We start from the raw sequence: 15,089 nt of genomic DNA, 5'->3' as shown, positions 1-15,089 counted from the left end.
AGTCACGTAATCAGCAGATTAAAGGCAACAAGGGTTGGGTGTTTTCATCAACGATCAACCCAAATTTAAAGAGATAGAAGGAGTTACACCGATGAAATATATTTATTCAGTATTACTAGCAGGGTTGATGTTAACGAATGTGGCAGGAGTGGCTTACGCCGATGAACAATCCGATAAAACACTTGCGGTTGCTCAATCATTTTTGAATGCAGCAGGAAGTGGTGATGGAAAGACGCTCAATGAATTAATGAGTGATGATTTCGTCTGGCACAACGAAGGTGATCCAAACATCCCGTGGATTGGAAACTGGGAAGGCAAAGAAACAGTGATGGGGACATTTATGCCGGCATTCGGCGCAGGTTTAAAAGTAACAAGCTGGAGTACCGATTACAGTTTCTCAAAAGCTGATCAGGCGATGTTCATGGGTACCATGAGCGCAATCGCGAATAATTCTGGCGTCGATACCGGAAAATTCACCTGGGCTGTTCGGGTGCATGTTAAAGATGGCAAAGTGAAAAGCTGGAACTGGCTTGAAAATAGTTATGCAGTTTCTAAAGCTTATAACAGCAAATAAGTCTGAATTGATGTTCACGTGATTTGCACGTGAACATCAATTATTAGATATCAATCACAAAGCGTTTCACTAATTACCCTGAAAATGGTTTCAACCTAAGAGTCAGTTTATAAAAGTACCTTTGCTTTGCATAAATTCCATTCACGTTTTTAAATAACTAGAAGAAAAGTCGCTTAAAGTAGGGGGGGGCATTTAGATAAATGCTGATGTCTAGATAGATTCTTGTAAAAACTTTGCTATAGCAGGTTCCACAGCTTCTTCACTTAAGAGTGGAGCGTGTCCTACATTCGGTATTTCCAACACCTCAAGATCGGGTTTCATCTGTTGCATTCTTTCTACGCATTCAACATCAATAATGTCTGAAAGCTCGCCGCGAATGAGCAGCATGGGTTTATCCAGAATCTGTTCATAGACAGGCCAGAGGTCTGGCGCCACGCTGTTATCGCTATTGTCTTGTAGCGGTATTGCAATATTAGGATCACAGGCAATTACGGGGCGACCGTTTTCATCTTCACGGTATAAACGCTTTGCGAATTTTAGCCAGTCTTCATTAGTGGCATCTGGAAATGCAATTCGATTAATTACTTCTGTTTGTCTAGCCGCTTCTTCCCAAGTATTTACGGGCGTTTGTTTGCCGACATACTTCTTTAAACGATCGAGTCCTTTTTCTGCAATCTCAGGGCCAACGTCATTGATAATCAAGGCTTCTACCATGTCTGGCTTCATCGCCGCCATCATCATCGACATGATTCCACCCATTGATGTTCCGAAAAGAATCACGGATGAAAGCTTTAACTCTGCCAATAATAGGAACATGTCCTGAACGTAAATCAGGGGATTGTAGTTGTTCGGATCAGGGTCATAGTCAGACAAGCCACGTCCTCTTTGATCAACCACAATTAAACGATAATCATCAGCGAGTTGATTGCAAATATCTTCAAAATCGGCGGAGTTTCTTGTCAGCCCATGCATGCAGAGTATGGTTTTTGCGTTTGGGTTTTTATCAAGTGCAGTAGAATAATCTCGCGCATATAAACGCAAACCGTTTTCGCTGGTGTACCAGATGTCATTGTATGTAGTCATGCGGGGTATTGTTTCATAGTTTAAGCAGAAGTACTTAATTGAAAGCCGTGAAATAATGTGAGGGTAATAGGTTAAAAATAAGTAAACAAAAAAGCCACCCCCCTACTTATAAGCACTTTTTTTATGCGCTTGGTTAGAGGTATGAAAACTTCTCAAAGATAATCTGCTGTTTGGGAATTCCCGCTGATTGAAGTGTTTCCACGGCTGAATCTAACATCACGGGTGGTCCGCAGAGTAGGTATAGCCACTTTTCCGGATTGGGCATATCCAGCGCTGCTTTTATGACGGCTTCATCCAGATAGCCAGTAGAACCTTGCCAGCCCTGCGGTGGGTCGGAGAGTACATAATCCACATCCAGATTGATTTTTCTGGCAGCTTCTTTAAGCTCATCTTTAAAGGCAATCTGGCTTTCGATACGATTGCCATATAACAGCTTTACTGGGCGATTATCTTTATCGTGAGCCATTTGCCTTATGATACTCATCATCGGTGCAACTCCGATACCACCGGCGAGCATCACGATTCCGTCGAACGTCTGATCATCGATAATGAAATAGCCGTGTGGGCCATCCAGATACGCATGTTGACCGTCGGTGATAGTGCCGATTTCTTGGGTGAAATCACCAGATTCTTTAATCGTAAATCGTATTTGTGGCAGATCAGAGGGGGCTGAGCTAATCGAGAATGGATGCTCAATTAGATTGAATGGATCTTTTTGTAGTTTTAACCAGGCGAACTGTCCCGCTTTAAAAGTAAAATCATTGCTTTTTTTCTTATTGGCTTCAACCGTTACATGCCAGGTTTTGAGCGCTGCTGGTATGACACTCACGACATTGTACAAACGCTTTTTTTGTAGCATCGGGAGGATTAGGTAGGTACGGATTAACGTAAGTGATGAAATTGCGATTAAACCAAACCAGAAAAGCTTCATCATCAAATCTTCACTATACCGACCAGCTACGAGTACATGATGCAAACTGGCAGCGACCAATACTAGTGCAGCCAAGCCATGTAAACCGCGCCAGGATTCGTAGCGATAGGGTAGTTGATCTCTAAACAACGCAAGCACAACGAATACAGGGAGCAATACCCAGGCAAACATTCCCGTGATAAAAGCAGAAAGGGGGAGCGTCAGGTAAAGCTGATGCGTAGGGTCCCACGGCAAGTCTTCATTCATCGGTAACGTATATAAATATGGGTGAAGGAGAATGAACCCAGTCAACACAATCGCCATTACCTGATGCAGGCGCATTGTTTTATCGATGCCAATTTTTCCTGAAATGGTACGAAAACGCCCAGAAAGTAAAAAGCTCATCAACATCCAGGTGAAGCCAATCAGTCCGAAAGCAGATGCAAATTCATTGGGAAATTCGCGCAATGGTTTATTTTGCAGATACGCTAAAACCAGAGGCAGTGAAGATATTAGTAAATAAAGAACAAGCAATAACCGTGGATGTAATCCATCCAAGATGTATCTAGTGTGTTTTACATCTTTTGCTTTGTTCATTTTATGAGGGTGGGCTATTTGTTATAAAAAAATACATCTATCAATATTTATCACCTTATTATTCTATCGCATCGGGTGTTGGCTTTTATAGACATGTGTCAGTTTATAGGCATTTACTGATTAATAGGTATTTATTGGTAATGGACATTTGTTGGTAATGGACACTTTTAGCAATAGATATTGTTGCTAATAGATATCTATTCTTTGGGGGTTCTTTTTTAAGATATTTTGGTTTTTTAGAAAAATTCATTGCCAACTGGATAGCTGGCAATGAATGATTAGGATGTAGTAAATGTAAGATGATGGGAATAGTTAAACTGCATGAGTAAACACAGTAAATTACAGTTCCTAATTTGAGCTCATCTCAGGATAATTCTTTAATTTATTAGTCGTCAGAGATGTCAGCGACGTCAGAGGGGTCAGAGAATGCGCATTCAAATCTACAAATTGCCTCATAAGGTATTGGGTCACCTTCATTGCACGGGTTATAATTAAACGAATCATTCGTAATAGGCGATACACCTTGTAATATGGACTTGCAAAATGTACCTTCAGGAAATACGCTCTTATCAATTTTGCCTGCGACTAATGTTCTTTGTGCCCCGTCTTGATTTTGAAATATACTTGTTCCATTGGGGTTAAGAGTAACTGAACCTTTTGATCCAACTATAGGAAGAGAAGCATAGCCGACTGCTGATACATCTGATATTAATTTAACACCGCCCATGCCTGACACAAGTGCGCCAACTCCGATGAGTGTTATAAAGAATTTTCCGGTATTCGCGCTTTTTTGTTTTGATACTTTAAAAGCTACAAAAAATAACAATAAGCTAAGTATAAATAACATCATACCGCTTAAGGTTGGTACTGCTGCTGCATTTAATAAACTGTAATTGAACATCTTTTTCTCCCTATTTTAAAAGATCATGTTTATATTTATAATGGATTATCAAGTACGCAATCAAAATAACACACAGCTTTAAAAGTAATATGCGTGCCTTCAGTACAGGCAGGATCGCTATTAATGACTGCTTCCGGTGGAGCTGCTGCTGTTATTTTTTGAACCCTAGTGCGCGCTATGGCTGTGCACGTTGATCCTACAGGATTAGTAAGTGCTCCTGCGACTAACGTTCTTTGTGAATTATCTAGGTTTTGGAACGTATTTAGTCCATCAAGATTTTGTAGTTGAACTTGGCCTTTTGATCCAACTAAAGGAAGTTCATCAATAAATACAATAGCTTCCGCATCAGTAACTAATTTAACACCACCCATACCTGACACTAGTGCGCCAACTCCGATGAGTGTGATAAAAAATTTTCCGGTATTCGCACTTTTTTGTTTTGATACCTTAAAAGCTACAAAAAATAGCGATAAGCTAAGTATAAATAACATGATACCGCTTAAGGTAGGCACTGCTGCTGCAGATAATAAACTGTAACTGAACATCTTTTTCTCCCTATTTTTAAATAAAAAAATTACACTTCTTTAAAACTCTTTCCTGGCTTTAATTCTCTGCGCATTAGTGCTTTTATATCGTAAAACCTGATCAAATCAGTCGTGGATATGGAGGCATGCATCTTGTTGTTCTATTACTTTATAGACCAATATGGCGTACTGATAACAAAAAAATTATAAGGCGACTAAAAATCATGGCGCTCTTGTCTTTTTTTGATGAGTTTTTTCTCGCTGTGATTCTATAGCGTTAAGATTAAGCAAATGTTAAATAAGTCACATTTTTAAACTTTAAGCTGCTTTTAATGATTCTTTTTTATACTTGATAAGTAGTTAATTAACTGCCACTTGATTATTAGGTATTTTGCTTCAATTAAAGCTTGATCGAAAATCGTAGCTGCCATAAGTTACGTTCTAACAAAACCTACCAACATGATTTTGAATATGCTTAATAAACTGCTTGTTTTGATCCTATTATTTCCCGCTTTAAGCTGGGCGGTTCCGGCTCCTGAGCGTATTTTGAACAAGAGCTGCCTCAATGCTTATCAGACACAGTATAAAAACCTGAAACAACATAAAGCCTTTGTTTATGTGAGAGAAGAAAAGACGGGCAAGGATCGATGCCAATGGCATTACGGCGCTAAAGACGTTGAAACTGCAAAAAGGGAAGCGATCAAATCCTGTGCCAAACACCAATTAAATGCGGAATGTTTGGTGGTTGATGCCGATGGCACTTACCTGGTGAAAGAGGGTGATTTCTCACAGATTACCCCAGCCGACAATACACCGCTGAGCGACTCGCAAAAAGAAGCGCTAATGGCTGAAGCAAAGAAACTCGTTCTGGGTAATTGTCTACCTTTTTATGAAACTCACTTAAAAGATAAAGAGCACAGAGTATTTACATACAGCCTTGATGCTGATGGTAAATACGCCTGTGGAAAAAGTTTCGGTGATAATTTGCAATCGGTAACACAAAGCGCACTTAAAGCCTGTAATACCAACAAATCAAAACGCGGTAAAAATGCACCTAAAAGTGCGTGTAAAGTGTATGCGGAAAACAAACAGATTCTTCTAAGTGCGGATGATTTTGGTTTGAATCTTGTCCCCAAATCAGACAAATATTTAAGCAGTAGTGAATACAGTGAGTATCTGAATAAGGGCAGAGAAATCATTAACGAAGGCCCGTGCCTGTTTCAATTTAAATACTATTTACGCGGAAGTCAGCATCAAGCCTTTTACTTAGCCAATGATAAATCAGGTAAGCAGGCATGTGGTCGAGCAGAAGGGGCATTCTCACCAGATTTAGCCGATAGCGAAGCTTTGAAAAAGTGTCAGGCTAATGTGAAAAAGAAGAAGCTACAAGCCAGCTGTAAACGTTATGCGAAGAATTTTGAGATCGTCGGTCAACCTGAAGATTTCGGTATCGTGATGGGTGACGAAGATTATAAAAAAGCCATCTTCAAAGGCAATCTGGTCAAGATTAAACAGTATGTTGAAAAAGGGTCTGATGTAAATATGACCGCGAAAGATGGTATGAGTCCGCTATTCATCGCTGTCGCGAAAGGCGATCAAGCCTTCTTTGAAACACTCGTCACCAAAGGTGGCAATCTGCAACATAAAGCCAAAGATGGCAGTAACCTTTTACTGGCTGCAACTATGGGTGAAAATCCGAATATCATTCGTTATTTATTGGATAAAGGCTTTGATGTGAATGCTAAAGGGGCAAAAGGTAATACGCCACTGCATGCCGCTTTCAGAATGTATAACAGTTACCTCATTGGTCTTCTGATGCAAAATGGGGCTGACCCCACAATTAAGAATGATGCAGGGATATCAGGTATCGACCTGGGGAAAAAGTTAAAAGTAAATCTTGATGCGCTCAAAACACTGGATGGCAAAACCATTAAAGATGGTTGTAATCCGGTATTTTACGCGGCCAAATACGGTGATCTCGTTGGTGTGCAGAAACTTGCGGCTCTCGGTGCAGATATCAATATCGTGTGTGACGATGGCATGTCGTCCTTATCCATTGCGAAAAATGATGAAACATTCATTAAAGAGTTGGTTAAATTAGGCGCAGACGTCAATGCGCAGGATGATAGGGGAGTAACGCCACTGATGCATGAAGCCAGTCACGGTATGAAAGATGCCTTGAGTAAATCAAAAATATTACTGGTGTTGGGCGCTGATAAATCGCTCAAGGATAAAACCGGCAAAACCGCGTATCAAAGAATCAAGGATAAAAAGACAGCCAGCGATGAATTGAAGGCTTTATTGAAATAGAGGATTAATAGTGAATTGGAAAGGGGTATGAAGATAACAAAAGCCACCCCCCCCCCACTTATACGCGGTTTTTTCCGTTAAAATAAAAATAAGGCATACCAAGGCTTTTGGGCCTTCTTTAATTTAGCCCTGCTATTTGCACCTTAGTGTGTGTTCTGAGATATCTGATATCGACTATCTAAGAATAGGGAACATCGCGCGCAGCCCTTCAGCAAGCATACCTACTGCCATCGCCATCAATATCATCCCCATTACTCGAGAGACGATTGCCATGCCACTTTCACCCAGAGAATTGGCAACAACGCGTGAATAGGTAAACAAAACACCAGTGATGGCGCTAACGATGATTACGATCACCGACATTATAAAGTCAGAGCTGATACCAGAATGGTTTTGGCTAGCGACAATCACGGTAGCCATTGTTCCCGGACCTGCTAGTAAAGGGATAGCCAGTGGAACCACCGCGATAGAATCATGGCTTGAGTGAACCGTGGTCTCGGCCGAACTGGTTCTGTGGTCATCTTTGTTAAATAGCATGTGTAAGCCAATTAAAAGCACGATTAAACCACCGGCTACTCTGATCTCATTGACGGTTATACCAAATAATTGAAGGAATCCGCCACCCGCCCAAATAACCACCAATAAGGTAATTGCTGATGCGAATGCACAGGTTTTGGCTATTTTACGAGATTCCTCTTCACTTCTGTCGGCTGTGAGGCTGGCGAAAATACCTACACCACCAATAGGATTCATCATTGAGAATAGAGCGGCAAAAAAGGCAAAAATATCAGTAGTGTTCATATCGGTTAGCGAAGCTAGAGTCGTTGTTTTAACAAGCTCGGCAGTTTACATTAATTGCCTAAAAGTAACAGATATGGATGGTGTGAAAGCGAAAACAGTTAAGCCATCGACAGATAACTCACCAGATCAATATTGGCCGCCAGATCACGGTTAGGTATTAACGCCTGATAGGCATCGGATTCAATCCAGTTATCCAGAGATTGCTGGTTTGGAAATTTGATAATAACGTTATCGGTATGTGAGGAATCTGCGCGCGCGGAGCTGTTCGTAAAACCTTTCAACGTTTCCCCGCGGAAGACGAGAGTGCCTCCCCAGGGAATCAATGTATCAGGAACCTTGCTTTTGTATTCTGCCCATCTAGTCTCATCTTTAACGGTAATATTGCCGATGATATACGCTTCTTGCATGGTTAGATTCCTGATTGTTAGATTGATAATTAGCCCTTAAGCCGACTGACGGAGTGAGTCGGCTTTGTGTTTACCAAGATAACTATAGCCTAATAGAAATACGCCGATAGCTAAAAAGAAAATCAAATGTAGTAGCAGTTTTGCATCAAGGTTAAAGTTTAGAGGAGGCAAGCCATTCAACGATGGAAAACCATCTCTGGTCACCACTCTAACGATTAATTGATTCGCAGGACCAGCGATAACCGTTGTGATCCACCCCAGTGCGGCAATAAATATGCCGAAAGAAAGCAGGTCTTTGCTGATGAATAACGCCAGTCCCGTCGCAATGCCATATCCAATGGATACCAGTAAATGAGCAGTCCAGGCAACTATCAATGCTATAGATGGACCTATATTACTCAGTTGGGTGTAAGCCGCCGCGTGTCTATCTGTCAGTGGCGACATGCCAAACAGAGGTTGTACGTAGATAAATAATACGCCAACGATAAAGCCGGAGAGTGCGCCAATGAGTAAAGTGTTTTTAAAGTTCATGCGAATGACCAATGTAATGCGTTAATAATGGTTTAGGTACGCGAGGAAAAAGAATTTGGATGTGTTAACGCTTGATGCATAAGGTTTCATTTGAACTTGTTTGTTTTTTAAAAAGCAATGCTATCTAATCAACGGTTAATTACATAAAATACGCATCTCAAAAAAATAAGGAAGGTCGAAAATGGAACTCGCTACTCGTCAACTATCTGATATTAAAAGAAATAGTGAATACTTGCGTCACGGAACAGACGTCGATACCTTAAAAAAGAGCATCGAAAGCATCGGGCTAATTAACCCACTCACGATCAACAAAGATAATGAGTTATTAGCAGGTTCTCGACGCTTTCAGGCGGTCACAGAATTGGGCTGGAAAGAGGTCGATGTACATGTGGTAGATCGTGATTTATTACAGCAGGAATTGATCTCTATCGATGAAAACCTGGTGCGTGAGCCATTGAATCGATTAGAGCTAGAGAAGTGTTTGAATCGTGGTCGTGAAATTTACGAACAGCTAAACCCGAACGCAATCAAAATCGATGTATCCAATGAATCATTAAACCCTGAGAATAAGTTAAAAGAAAAAGAGCAGGAAAAAGTCGATAACGATTCGTTTGCAGCGATTACTTCAGAAAAAACCGGCCTATCAAAGTCAGTGATTAAAAGTGCCATCAAACGCGATGAATTGGCGGCAGATTCGGTAAAACAGGCGCGTAGTCAGGGTGAATTGAATGCCAGCCAGACCAATGAAATTATCCAGTTAAATAAAGAACTGCAAGAAAAAGTATTACCACTCATCGCGGATAAAACAGTCAAAGAAGCAAAGAAGATAATCAAAGCGGTAAAGCAGGGTGGCATCGAAGCGGCGATTCAGGAAAATGAAAACTTTGTGCCGTTACCAAAAGAATACACATTGCTCAAAAGCCCGATTAAACGCGTGAATAAAAATCTCTCGCGTATTTTGATAGAAGGCTTGAAATATGATGGACCAGAGAAAGATCAGATCAATAAAGAAATGTTTGAGCTAAAAGAAAACTTGGTGAATTACTTTAAGATGCTAGAAGAAGATTAATAACAGTTCAATAGTAGATCACTAAGCAAAAAAACGCCTCAAAGTAGGGGGGTGGCTTTTCGAGGCTTACCAAAAGCAAGGAAAGTCCATCGTAGATTCCGTAAGGAATCGTCGATGTACGATTTTTGATAATAGAAGGAATTCTTCTACCTCAATATCTATTTAAATAAGCGCTTACCAAAAGCCAGCCCAGCCCAAATAGCCGAACTATCCGTTTCATCAAAACCAGACGGATAGTTCGCTAAAGTCCATTTTCAAAGTATTGATTATATTACTCTGCAAATTCTTGTAACGCTGCCAAAGCCGCATCAGCTTTATCAGATTGCACAAAGATATGATCGTGATAATAAGCCGCCACGACATTCGCGCTGATGTTATAAGCTGTTAGCTTGGCTGATACCGCTGCCGTTAAACCAACCGCTTCCAGACTGGAATGCACGGTGAGTGTGATCTGTTTGTATTTCCCTTCGAAAGGAATATTTGCTTTTTCTGCTGCTTCTACATCAAGGATAAGTGTTAAACCTTCTGCTTCGATATAGGTAGCCAGAGGGTTTAAATGAACATAGTCCGCGAGTTCTCCTTCGACGGTGCAAAATGCATATTCACCGCCTCTGATTTCGGGTGACATGGATTTTAATAGTTCTTCGATTTCGACGATACCTGTCATAGTAATTTCCTTAATATTGCTACTATTAACTCAGTTTTTTAAAATGGTTAAGGCTTACGAGGAAACTTGGGTCTCCTTCCAATAGGCCTGTTGCGAGTGTTGTTTCGTAATTGGGGAATGTTTTGGTGCACCAGTTTAAAATAGCCATTTTAGTAAAGAATGCGCGACGCGTTTCGTAGGTAAAATTAATATCGTTTTTACTATTGTTAGCATTCTCGATAAAATAACTCACATCGATATTGGCTATCTGAATAGCTGGATTGGTACTTTGGATGTCATCAAATTGTTTGAAATCCCAATCTCCTGACTGTTGTATTTTCTCTTTCTGTGCGTTGTTTTCAGCTACCTCAGAATCAGCTTCAGGCGCTTCTGCATGATAGTAGATATGCATACCTTCAAACACCGCTTCACGATCGAAAAAGTCGATAATAATCTGATCTCTTGGATGTGCCAGAATCGCGTTAGCGAGTGCTTCGAAGTCTTGCTCGGTTTGCCAGAATGCAGAGAGACGACAGCTGATAACGACATTTCTGGTGGGCGTGTCTTTTAGAATTGCACTGATATCACCTTGTGTGACGCTGTGAATATCAGAGTAGCGTTCTTCTGTACGTTGTGTCACGACCGCAGATTTATCAACAAATTGTAGTTCGGTCGCGGTCGCTAGATAGGCTGCAGTTTCCGGAAACCCACAGAAAATGACAGGAGCCTGGTGATCTGCAAGTTCAAACGCAATGCGTTCTGCAATATCTTTAGGATTGTGAAAAGTGCGGTAGATAATATCCCAATCGATATCTTCTGAGTACTTGCCGATCGGTTTGATTGTTTGGTGATTGTCGTTCATAAATATGGAATAAAAAAAGGCTTCAAAGTAGGGGGGTGGGTAACAATTTTAACCTGTAAGACTATCGATTACATGCCTAAGATTATTTGATACGTTTTTATCACCTGCAAATTTCAGAATCAATGGTTTGTCGGTCGTCACTGTTTGTTTGAAAGGTGCTACCAGATCACCATTTTTCAACGGTGCCTCCAATAATGATAGATGCCCCATTAATATCCCGGCACCGTTCTTAGTTTCTTCTGCCGCAATGCTAAACAGTGAGTAACTTGGTCCGTTTTTGGGGATTGTCAGATCTGGCGCTGCTTTGTTAAGCCAGTTAGTCCAGTCATCTGGCCATAGCACATCATACAAACAGGTTTCATTGAGTAGATCAGCAGGTGTTTTTAAGCGTTTCGCGATTTCAGGTGAGCAAACCGGCAGGATGGTATCTTCTTCGAGAATGATTTGCTTGTTGTTATTGTTGTTATTGTTGTCATTGATGTTATTAGCGCTGCTGTCTGTATTAGCCGCTTCAAAAAACAAACTGATATCAAACATTTCCCGGTTTAAATTGGGTGGGTTTTCCAAAGCGGTAATCGAGATATTAATATGTGGAAATGCACGACGAATCGCTGGTAAACGCGGCGATAACCACAGTTGTGCAATGCTCGGTAAAGCTGCGATATTAATCGTAGCGACAGTCGTTTTAGTACGCAACAATCTAACCGCATCACCCAGCGCATCAAACGCGCTGGTGAAATCTGCGATGACTTCTGCGCCTACATCAGTAAGCACCACGCCTTGAGAGCGGCGCTCAAATAACTTCGCCCCTGCCCAATCTTCCAGTGTTTTTATATGTTGCGAAATGGCGCCCGACGTTACACACAATTCTTCTGCGGCGTTATTGAATCCACCCAAACGTGCGGCTGCTTCAAACGCGCGTAATGCATTCAACGGTGGACCTTTCGGTCGGGGCGGTGAAACTGGCAAGGTGTAAATCCTCAAGAGATATTTATAGCGTATCGCTATATGGAAAGTAGCTTATGTTGCAGATATGTAAAGTAATTATATCTAATAACTTAGGGCTAGTTTTTCTATGCCAAAGTTTAGTAATTCTGAGTTGCGCGAATCAGCAGGCGTAGCGCATCATCTATCTGGTTCTGAATGACAAAATCGATATACAAATAACCATCTATAAATACATGAGACACACGCATTAAACAGACGGAGAATATTATGACCTTAAACAAAAGAAACTGGGTGCCAGAGCATAGTGAAGCTTTGGTACAAGCTATTGCAAAGCGTACGAGCAAAGAAGATTCAAATACCGTTTTTGATCATATCGAGTCTTTGACGAAAAAGAATGCCGATATTCACGAGCGTGAGTGTTTCAATCTCAATCCTGCGTCTAATGTGATGAATCCTAAAGCGGAAGCGTTTCATGCGAAGGGTTTGGGTTCACGTGCATCATTGGGTTACCCCGGTGATAAATACGAAATGGGACTTGAGGCGATTGAAGAAATCGAAGTCATCGCTGCTGAATTGTGTTGCGAAATCTTTGACGCAGATTACGCCGAAGTACGTGTCCCTTCTGGCGCAATCGCGAACCTCTATGGTTTTATGGCTACTTGTGAAGCAGACGATACAATTATTGCACCACCGGCATCAATTGCGGGTCATGTGACACATCACAGTGATGGTTGCGCAGGCCTTTATGGTTTAAATACGGTTTATGCGCCGGTTAACGAAGATGGCTATACCGTTGATATCGAAGCATTGCGTGAACTAGCAAAAGAAGTAAAACCCAAATTAATTACCATCGGTAGCAGTTTGAATTTATTCGAACATCCCGTTAGAGAAGTGCGAAAGATAGCCGATGAAGTGGGTGCGAAGTTGATGTTCGATGCAGCGCATCAATGCGGCATTATCGCAGGTAAAGCGTGGAAAAATCCGTTAACAGAAGGTGCGCATTTCATGACACTAAGCACCTATAAAAGTCTGGGCGGCCCAGCTGGTGGCATTATCGTGTCTAATGATAAAGACATCGTAGAACGATTAGATGCAATTGCCTATCCGGGAATGACAGCCAACTTCGATGCCGCAAAAACCGCGGCACTCGCTGTAAGCATGCTGGATTGGCGCGAACATGGCGAAGTCTATGCACAAGAGATGATCGCGGTCGCACAAGCTTTTGCAAAAGCATTAGATGCTGAAGGCATTCCTGTTTACGCTAAAGACAAAGGATTCACCAAATCTCATCAATTCGCGATTATTGGGAAAGAATTTGGTGGAGGTCAGGCGGCGGCGAAAAAGCTTCGCAAAGCCGGTTTCCTCGCGAGCGGTATTGGGCTTCCTATTGATCCTGTAGACGGTGATATGAATGGATTGCGATTTGGTACACCAGAATTAGTGCGTTGGGGTGTGACTGTAGACCGTATTGGTGAAATTGCCAGTTTGATTGTGCGTGCATTGCGCTCTGATAACCCTGAAGAAATTGCAGCTGAAACGGCGAAGCTGAGAAAAGAGTTTGATCGTGTGCATTTTGTGAATGATTAAAACCAATATATGAAAAAACGTATGAATACACGCTAAGATCTAGTATCGCCTATCGGCGAGCTAGCTCTAAGCTTTGGCATACATGAGTTGACCATTTCTAAAAACGAAATGGCCCCCCCCTACTTATAAGCCTTTTTTTAAGGCTTTAGCTATTTAAGTAATTTTTCGATATACCCATTAACATTTGTTCTATAGGTCTTGCCCAAAAGTCAGTCTATTACCATCAGGATCAGCGACTGAAAATTCTTTCATTCCCCAGGTCTGTTCGACGGGTTGCATGGTAATTCCCGCTTTGTCTTTGACCGTTAAACCGTTATTTGTAAATCCTTTATAAACCTCATCCAGATTTGTGACGTTTACATAAATCACATTACCAAATACGCCATCGCCCGCGTGTTGTGATAGATGAACGCGATCACCATCCCTTTCTAAAAAGGCATACATCGACATAAACGAAGTTGGATCAGGGTCGGGTGCTTGTAGAGTGTTGAAGTCTAAAACTTCCGTGTAAAAGGGGAGGGAGACGGTTATATCGTTGCATCTTATGAAGGGTTGTATTGACATTTATCTGCTCCTATTTTGCTTTAGTAGATTTACAATAAACAGTGCTCATCTATGCTGTGTATTTCAAACGAAGTACGTGTTCTCCAGATGCTTCATGTTCCATCTCATCGATTTGCGTGAATCCATATTGTTTATAAAACTCACGGCCGATGGTGTTTTTTTCGAATACTTCTAATTCTAAATCGCCGTGTAATTGGTGTGCGATATCCATCATCATTTTACCGAGTTTCTTGCCATGATGCTCAGGCTGTAGAAATATCGCACCAACCTCATTACCAATAAGGGCGATGAATCCAACCACCTTCTTTTCATTGTCATCTTCTATCACCCATGTATCAGCATTGGGTAAGTAGAGTGCAGGAATATCTTTTCTCACCTGTGCGACAAAGTCTTCTTTTAAAAAAGGGTGTGCGAGTTTGTTAGCGTTTTCCCATGCTGCGAGAACATCGTATAAATCGCTTTCTATGTATTGTCGAATGGTATGCATTTACTCAGCCTGTTTGTTTGAATGGTGATTATGTGCTTATTAGTAGCTTGCTTATAGGTCGCAGTTTAGCAACTTCTATGCAGGGTTATTCGCCCTTTTTTATTTGGTTTAATCACAGAGTGGTTTTGATATAAATCAACCATCTACTAGATAGATTGTTTCGATAGTTATTTAACATTTCACAAGTATATTAATGAAGTCTAATATAGGTTTTAACAGCTACCAAGCTGGAATCAGAAAATCTGGTTTAAACAGAATAAAACGGATTTTCATTCAAACAAACGTAAA

The 15,089-nt window shown here is 41.2% G+C and carries 16 protein-coding genes; 4 read left to right on the top strand and 12 right to left on the bottom strand.

Translation table 11 applies throughout. The annotated features are described in order from the left end of the window. Nucleotides 1-91 precede the first annotated feature (91 nt). On the top strand, nucleotides 92-574 hold the full coding sequence (locus EV695_RS09610; RefSeq protein ID WP_131905706.1) for a nuclear transport factor 2 family protein: 483 nt from the start codon (nucleotides 92-94) through the stop codon (nucleotides 572-574). A 210-nt stretch (nucleotides 575-784) separates the two neighbouring features. On the opposite strand, the gene EV695_RS09605 is transcribed toward EV695_RS09610, so the two are convergent. The 4 genes from EV695_RS09605 to EV695_RS09590 form a co-directional block, all read right to left on the bottom strand. After that, complete coding sequence (locus tag EV695_RS09605) at nucleotides 785-1,657, bottom strand: alpha/beta fold hydrolase (RefSeq protein WP_131905705.1); 873 nt, start codon at nucleotides 1,655-1,657, stop codon at nucleotides 785-787. A 133-nt stretch (nucleotides 1,658-1,790) separates the two neighbouring features. Beyond that, a complete protein-coding gene (locus tag EV695_RS09600) occupies nucleotides 1,791-3,164 on the bottom strand; it encodes a ferredoxin reductase family protein (RefSeq protein ID WP_131905704.1) in 1,374 nt (457 codons plus the stop codon). A gap of 385 nt (nucleotides 3,165-3,549) precedes the next feature. Then, complete coding sequence (locus tag EV695_RS09595; protein ID WP_131905703.1) at nucleotides 3,550-4,065, bottom strand: hypothetical protein; 516 nt, start codon at nucleotides 4,063-4,065, stop codon at nucleotides 3,550-3,552. A gap of 35 nt (nucleotides 4,066-4,100) precedes the next feature. Continuing rightward, complete coding sequence (locus tag EV695_RS09590; protein ID WP_131905702.1) at nucleotides 4,101-4,610, bottom strand: hypothetical protein; 510 nt, start codon at nucleotides 4,608-4,610, stop codon at nucleotides 4,101-4,103. Nucleotides 4,611-5,060: 450 nt separating this feature from the next. Here EV695_RS09590 and EV695_RS09585 point away from each other — a divergent pair, with 450 nt between their 5' ends. Beyond that, entirely contained in the window at nucleotides 5,061-6,899 is a 1,839-nt protein-coding gene (locus EV695_RS09585) for an ankyrin repeat domain-containing protein (protein WP_165874669.1), read from the top strand. 174 nt (nucleotides 6,900-7,073) lie between these two features. Here the strand turns inward: EV695_RS09585 and EV695_RS09580 are convergent, their stop codons facing one another. From EV695_RS09580 to EV695_RS09570, 3 genes are all read right to left on the bottom strand, one after another. Then, nucleotides 7,074-7,700: a MarC family protein gene (locus tag EV695_RS09580; protein ID WP_131905700.1), complete on the bottom strand. Its 627-nt coding sequence runs from the start codon at nucleotides 7,698-7,700 to the stop codon at nucleotides 7,074-7,076. A 98-nt stretch (nucleotides 7,701-7,798) separates the two neighbouring features. Then, nucleotides 7,799-8,107 carry a DUF1330 domain-containing protein gene (locus tag EV695_RS09575; protein ID WP_131905699.1) on the bottom strand — a complete coding sequence of 103 codons (309 nt, stop codon included), beginning with the start codon at nucleotides 8,105-8,107 and terminating at the stop codon, nucleotides 7,799-7,801. 36 nt (nucleotides 8,108-8,143) lie between these two features. After that, a complete protein-coding gene (locus EV695_RS09570; protein ID WP_131905698.1) occupies nucleotides 8,144-8,638 on the bottom strand; it encodes a hypothetical protein in 495 nt (164 codons plus the stop codon). Between the two features lie 181 nt (nucleotides 8,639-8,819). Between EV695_RS09570 and EV695_RS09565 the strand changes: the two genes are divergently transcribed. Then, nucleotides 8,820-9,707 (top strand): ParB/RepB/Spo0J family partition protein, encoded by an 888-nt coding sequence (locus EV695_RS09565; protein WP_131905697.1) that lies wholly within the window; start codon nucleotides 8,820-8,822, stop codon nucleotides 9,705-9,707. A gap of 271 nt (nucleotides 9,708-9,978) precedes the next feature. Here the strand turns inward: EV695_RS09565 and EV695_RS09560 are convergent, their stop codons facing one another. Genes EV695_RS09560 through EV695_RS09550 form a run of 3 tightly spaced genes read right to left on the bottom strand, consistent with a single transcriptional unit; the run spans nucleotide 9,979 to nucleotide 12,184 of the window. Continuing rightward, complete coding sequence (locus EV695_RS09560) at nucleotides 9,979-10,374, bottom strand: ACT domain-containing protein (RefSeq protein WP_131905696.1); 396 nt, start codon at nucleotides 10,372-10,374, stop codon at nucleotides 9,979-9,981. Nucleotides 10,375-10,399: 25 nt separating this feature from the next. Continuing rightward, the gene (locus EV695_RS09555; RefSeq protein ID WP_131905695.1) at nucleotides 10,400-11,215 is read right to left on the bottom strand and encodes a hypothetical protein; all 816 of its coding nucleotides are present in this window, start codon (nucleotides 11,213-11,215) and stop codon (nucleotides 10,400-10,402) included. Nucleotides 11,216-11,263: 48 nt separating this feature from the next. Then, the gene (locus EV695_RS09550; RefSeq protein WP_131905694.1) at nucleotides 11,264-12,184 is read right to left on the bottom strand and encodes a LysR family transcriptional regulator; all 921 of its coding nucleotides are present in this window, start codon (nucleotides 12,182-12,184) and stop codon (nucleotides 11,264-11,266) included. Between the two features lie 246 nt (nucleotides 12,185-12,430). Here EV695_RS09550 and EV695_RS09545 point away from each other — a divergent pair, with 246 nt between their 5' ends. Next, the gene (locus tag EV695_RS09545) at nucleotides 12,431-13,750 is read left to right on the top strand and encodes a serine hydroxymethyltransferase (RefSeq protein ID WP_131905693.1); all 1,320 of its coding nucleotides are present in this window, start codon (nucleotides 12,431-12,433) and stop codon (nucleotides 13,748-13,750) included. A gap of 189 nt (nucleotides 13,751-13,939) precedes the next feature. On the opposite strand, the gene EV695_RS09540 is transcribed toward EV695_RS09545, so the two are convergent. Both EV695_RS09540 and EV695_RS09535 read right to left on the bottom strand, forming a co-directional pair. Beyond that, nucleotides 13,940-14,314: a bleomycin resistance protein gene (locus EV695_RS09540; protein ID WP_131905692.1), complete on the bottom strand. Its 375-nt coding sequence runs from the start codon at nucleotides 14,312-14,314 to the stop codon at nucleotides 13,940-13,942. Between the two features lie 49 nt (nucleotides 14,315-14,363). Next, nucleotides 14,364-14,801: a GNAT family N-acetyltransferase gene (locus tag EV695_RS09535; RefSeq protein WP_131905691.1), complete on the bottom strand. Its 438-nt coding sequence runs from the start codon at nucleotides 14,799-14,801 to the stop codon at nucleotides 14,364-14,366. Nucleotides 14,802-15,089: the final 288 nt, after the last annotated feature.

The organism is Cocleimonas flava, assembly GCF_004339015.1.
Classification (GTDB): domain Bacteria; phylum Pseudomonadota; class Gammaproteobacteria; order Thiotrichales; family Thiotrichaceae; genus Cocleimonas; species Cocleimonas flava.
Note: the sequence above shows the minus strand (reverse complement) of the source record. Positions and strands in the feature narration are given on the sequence as shown.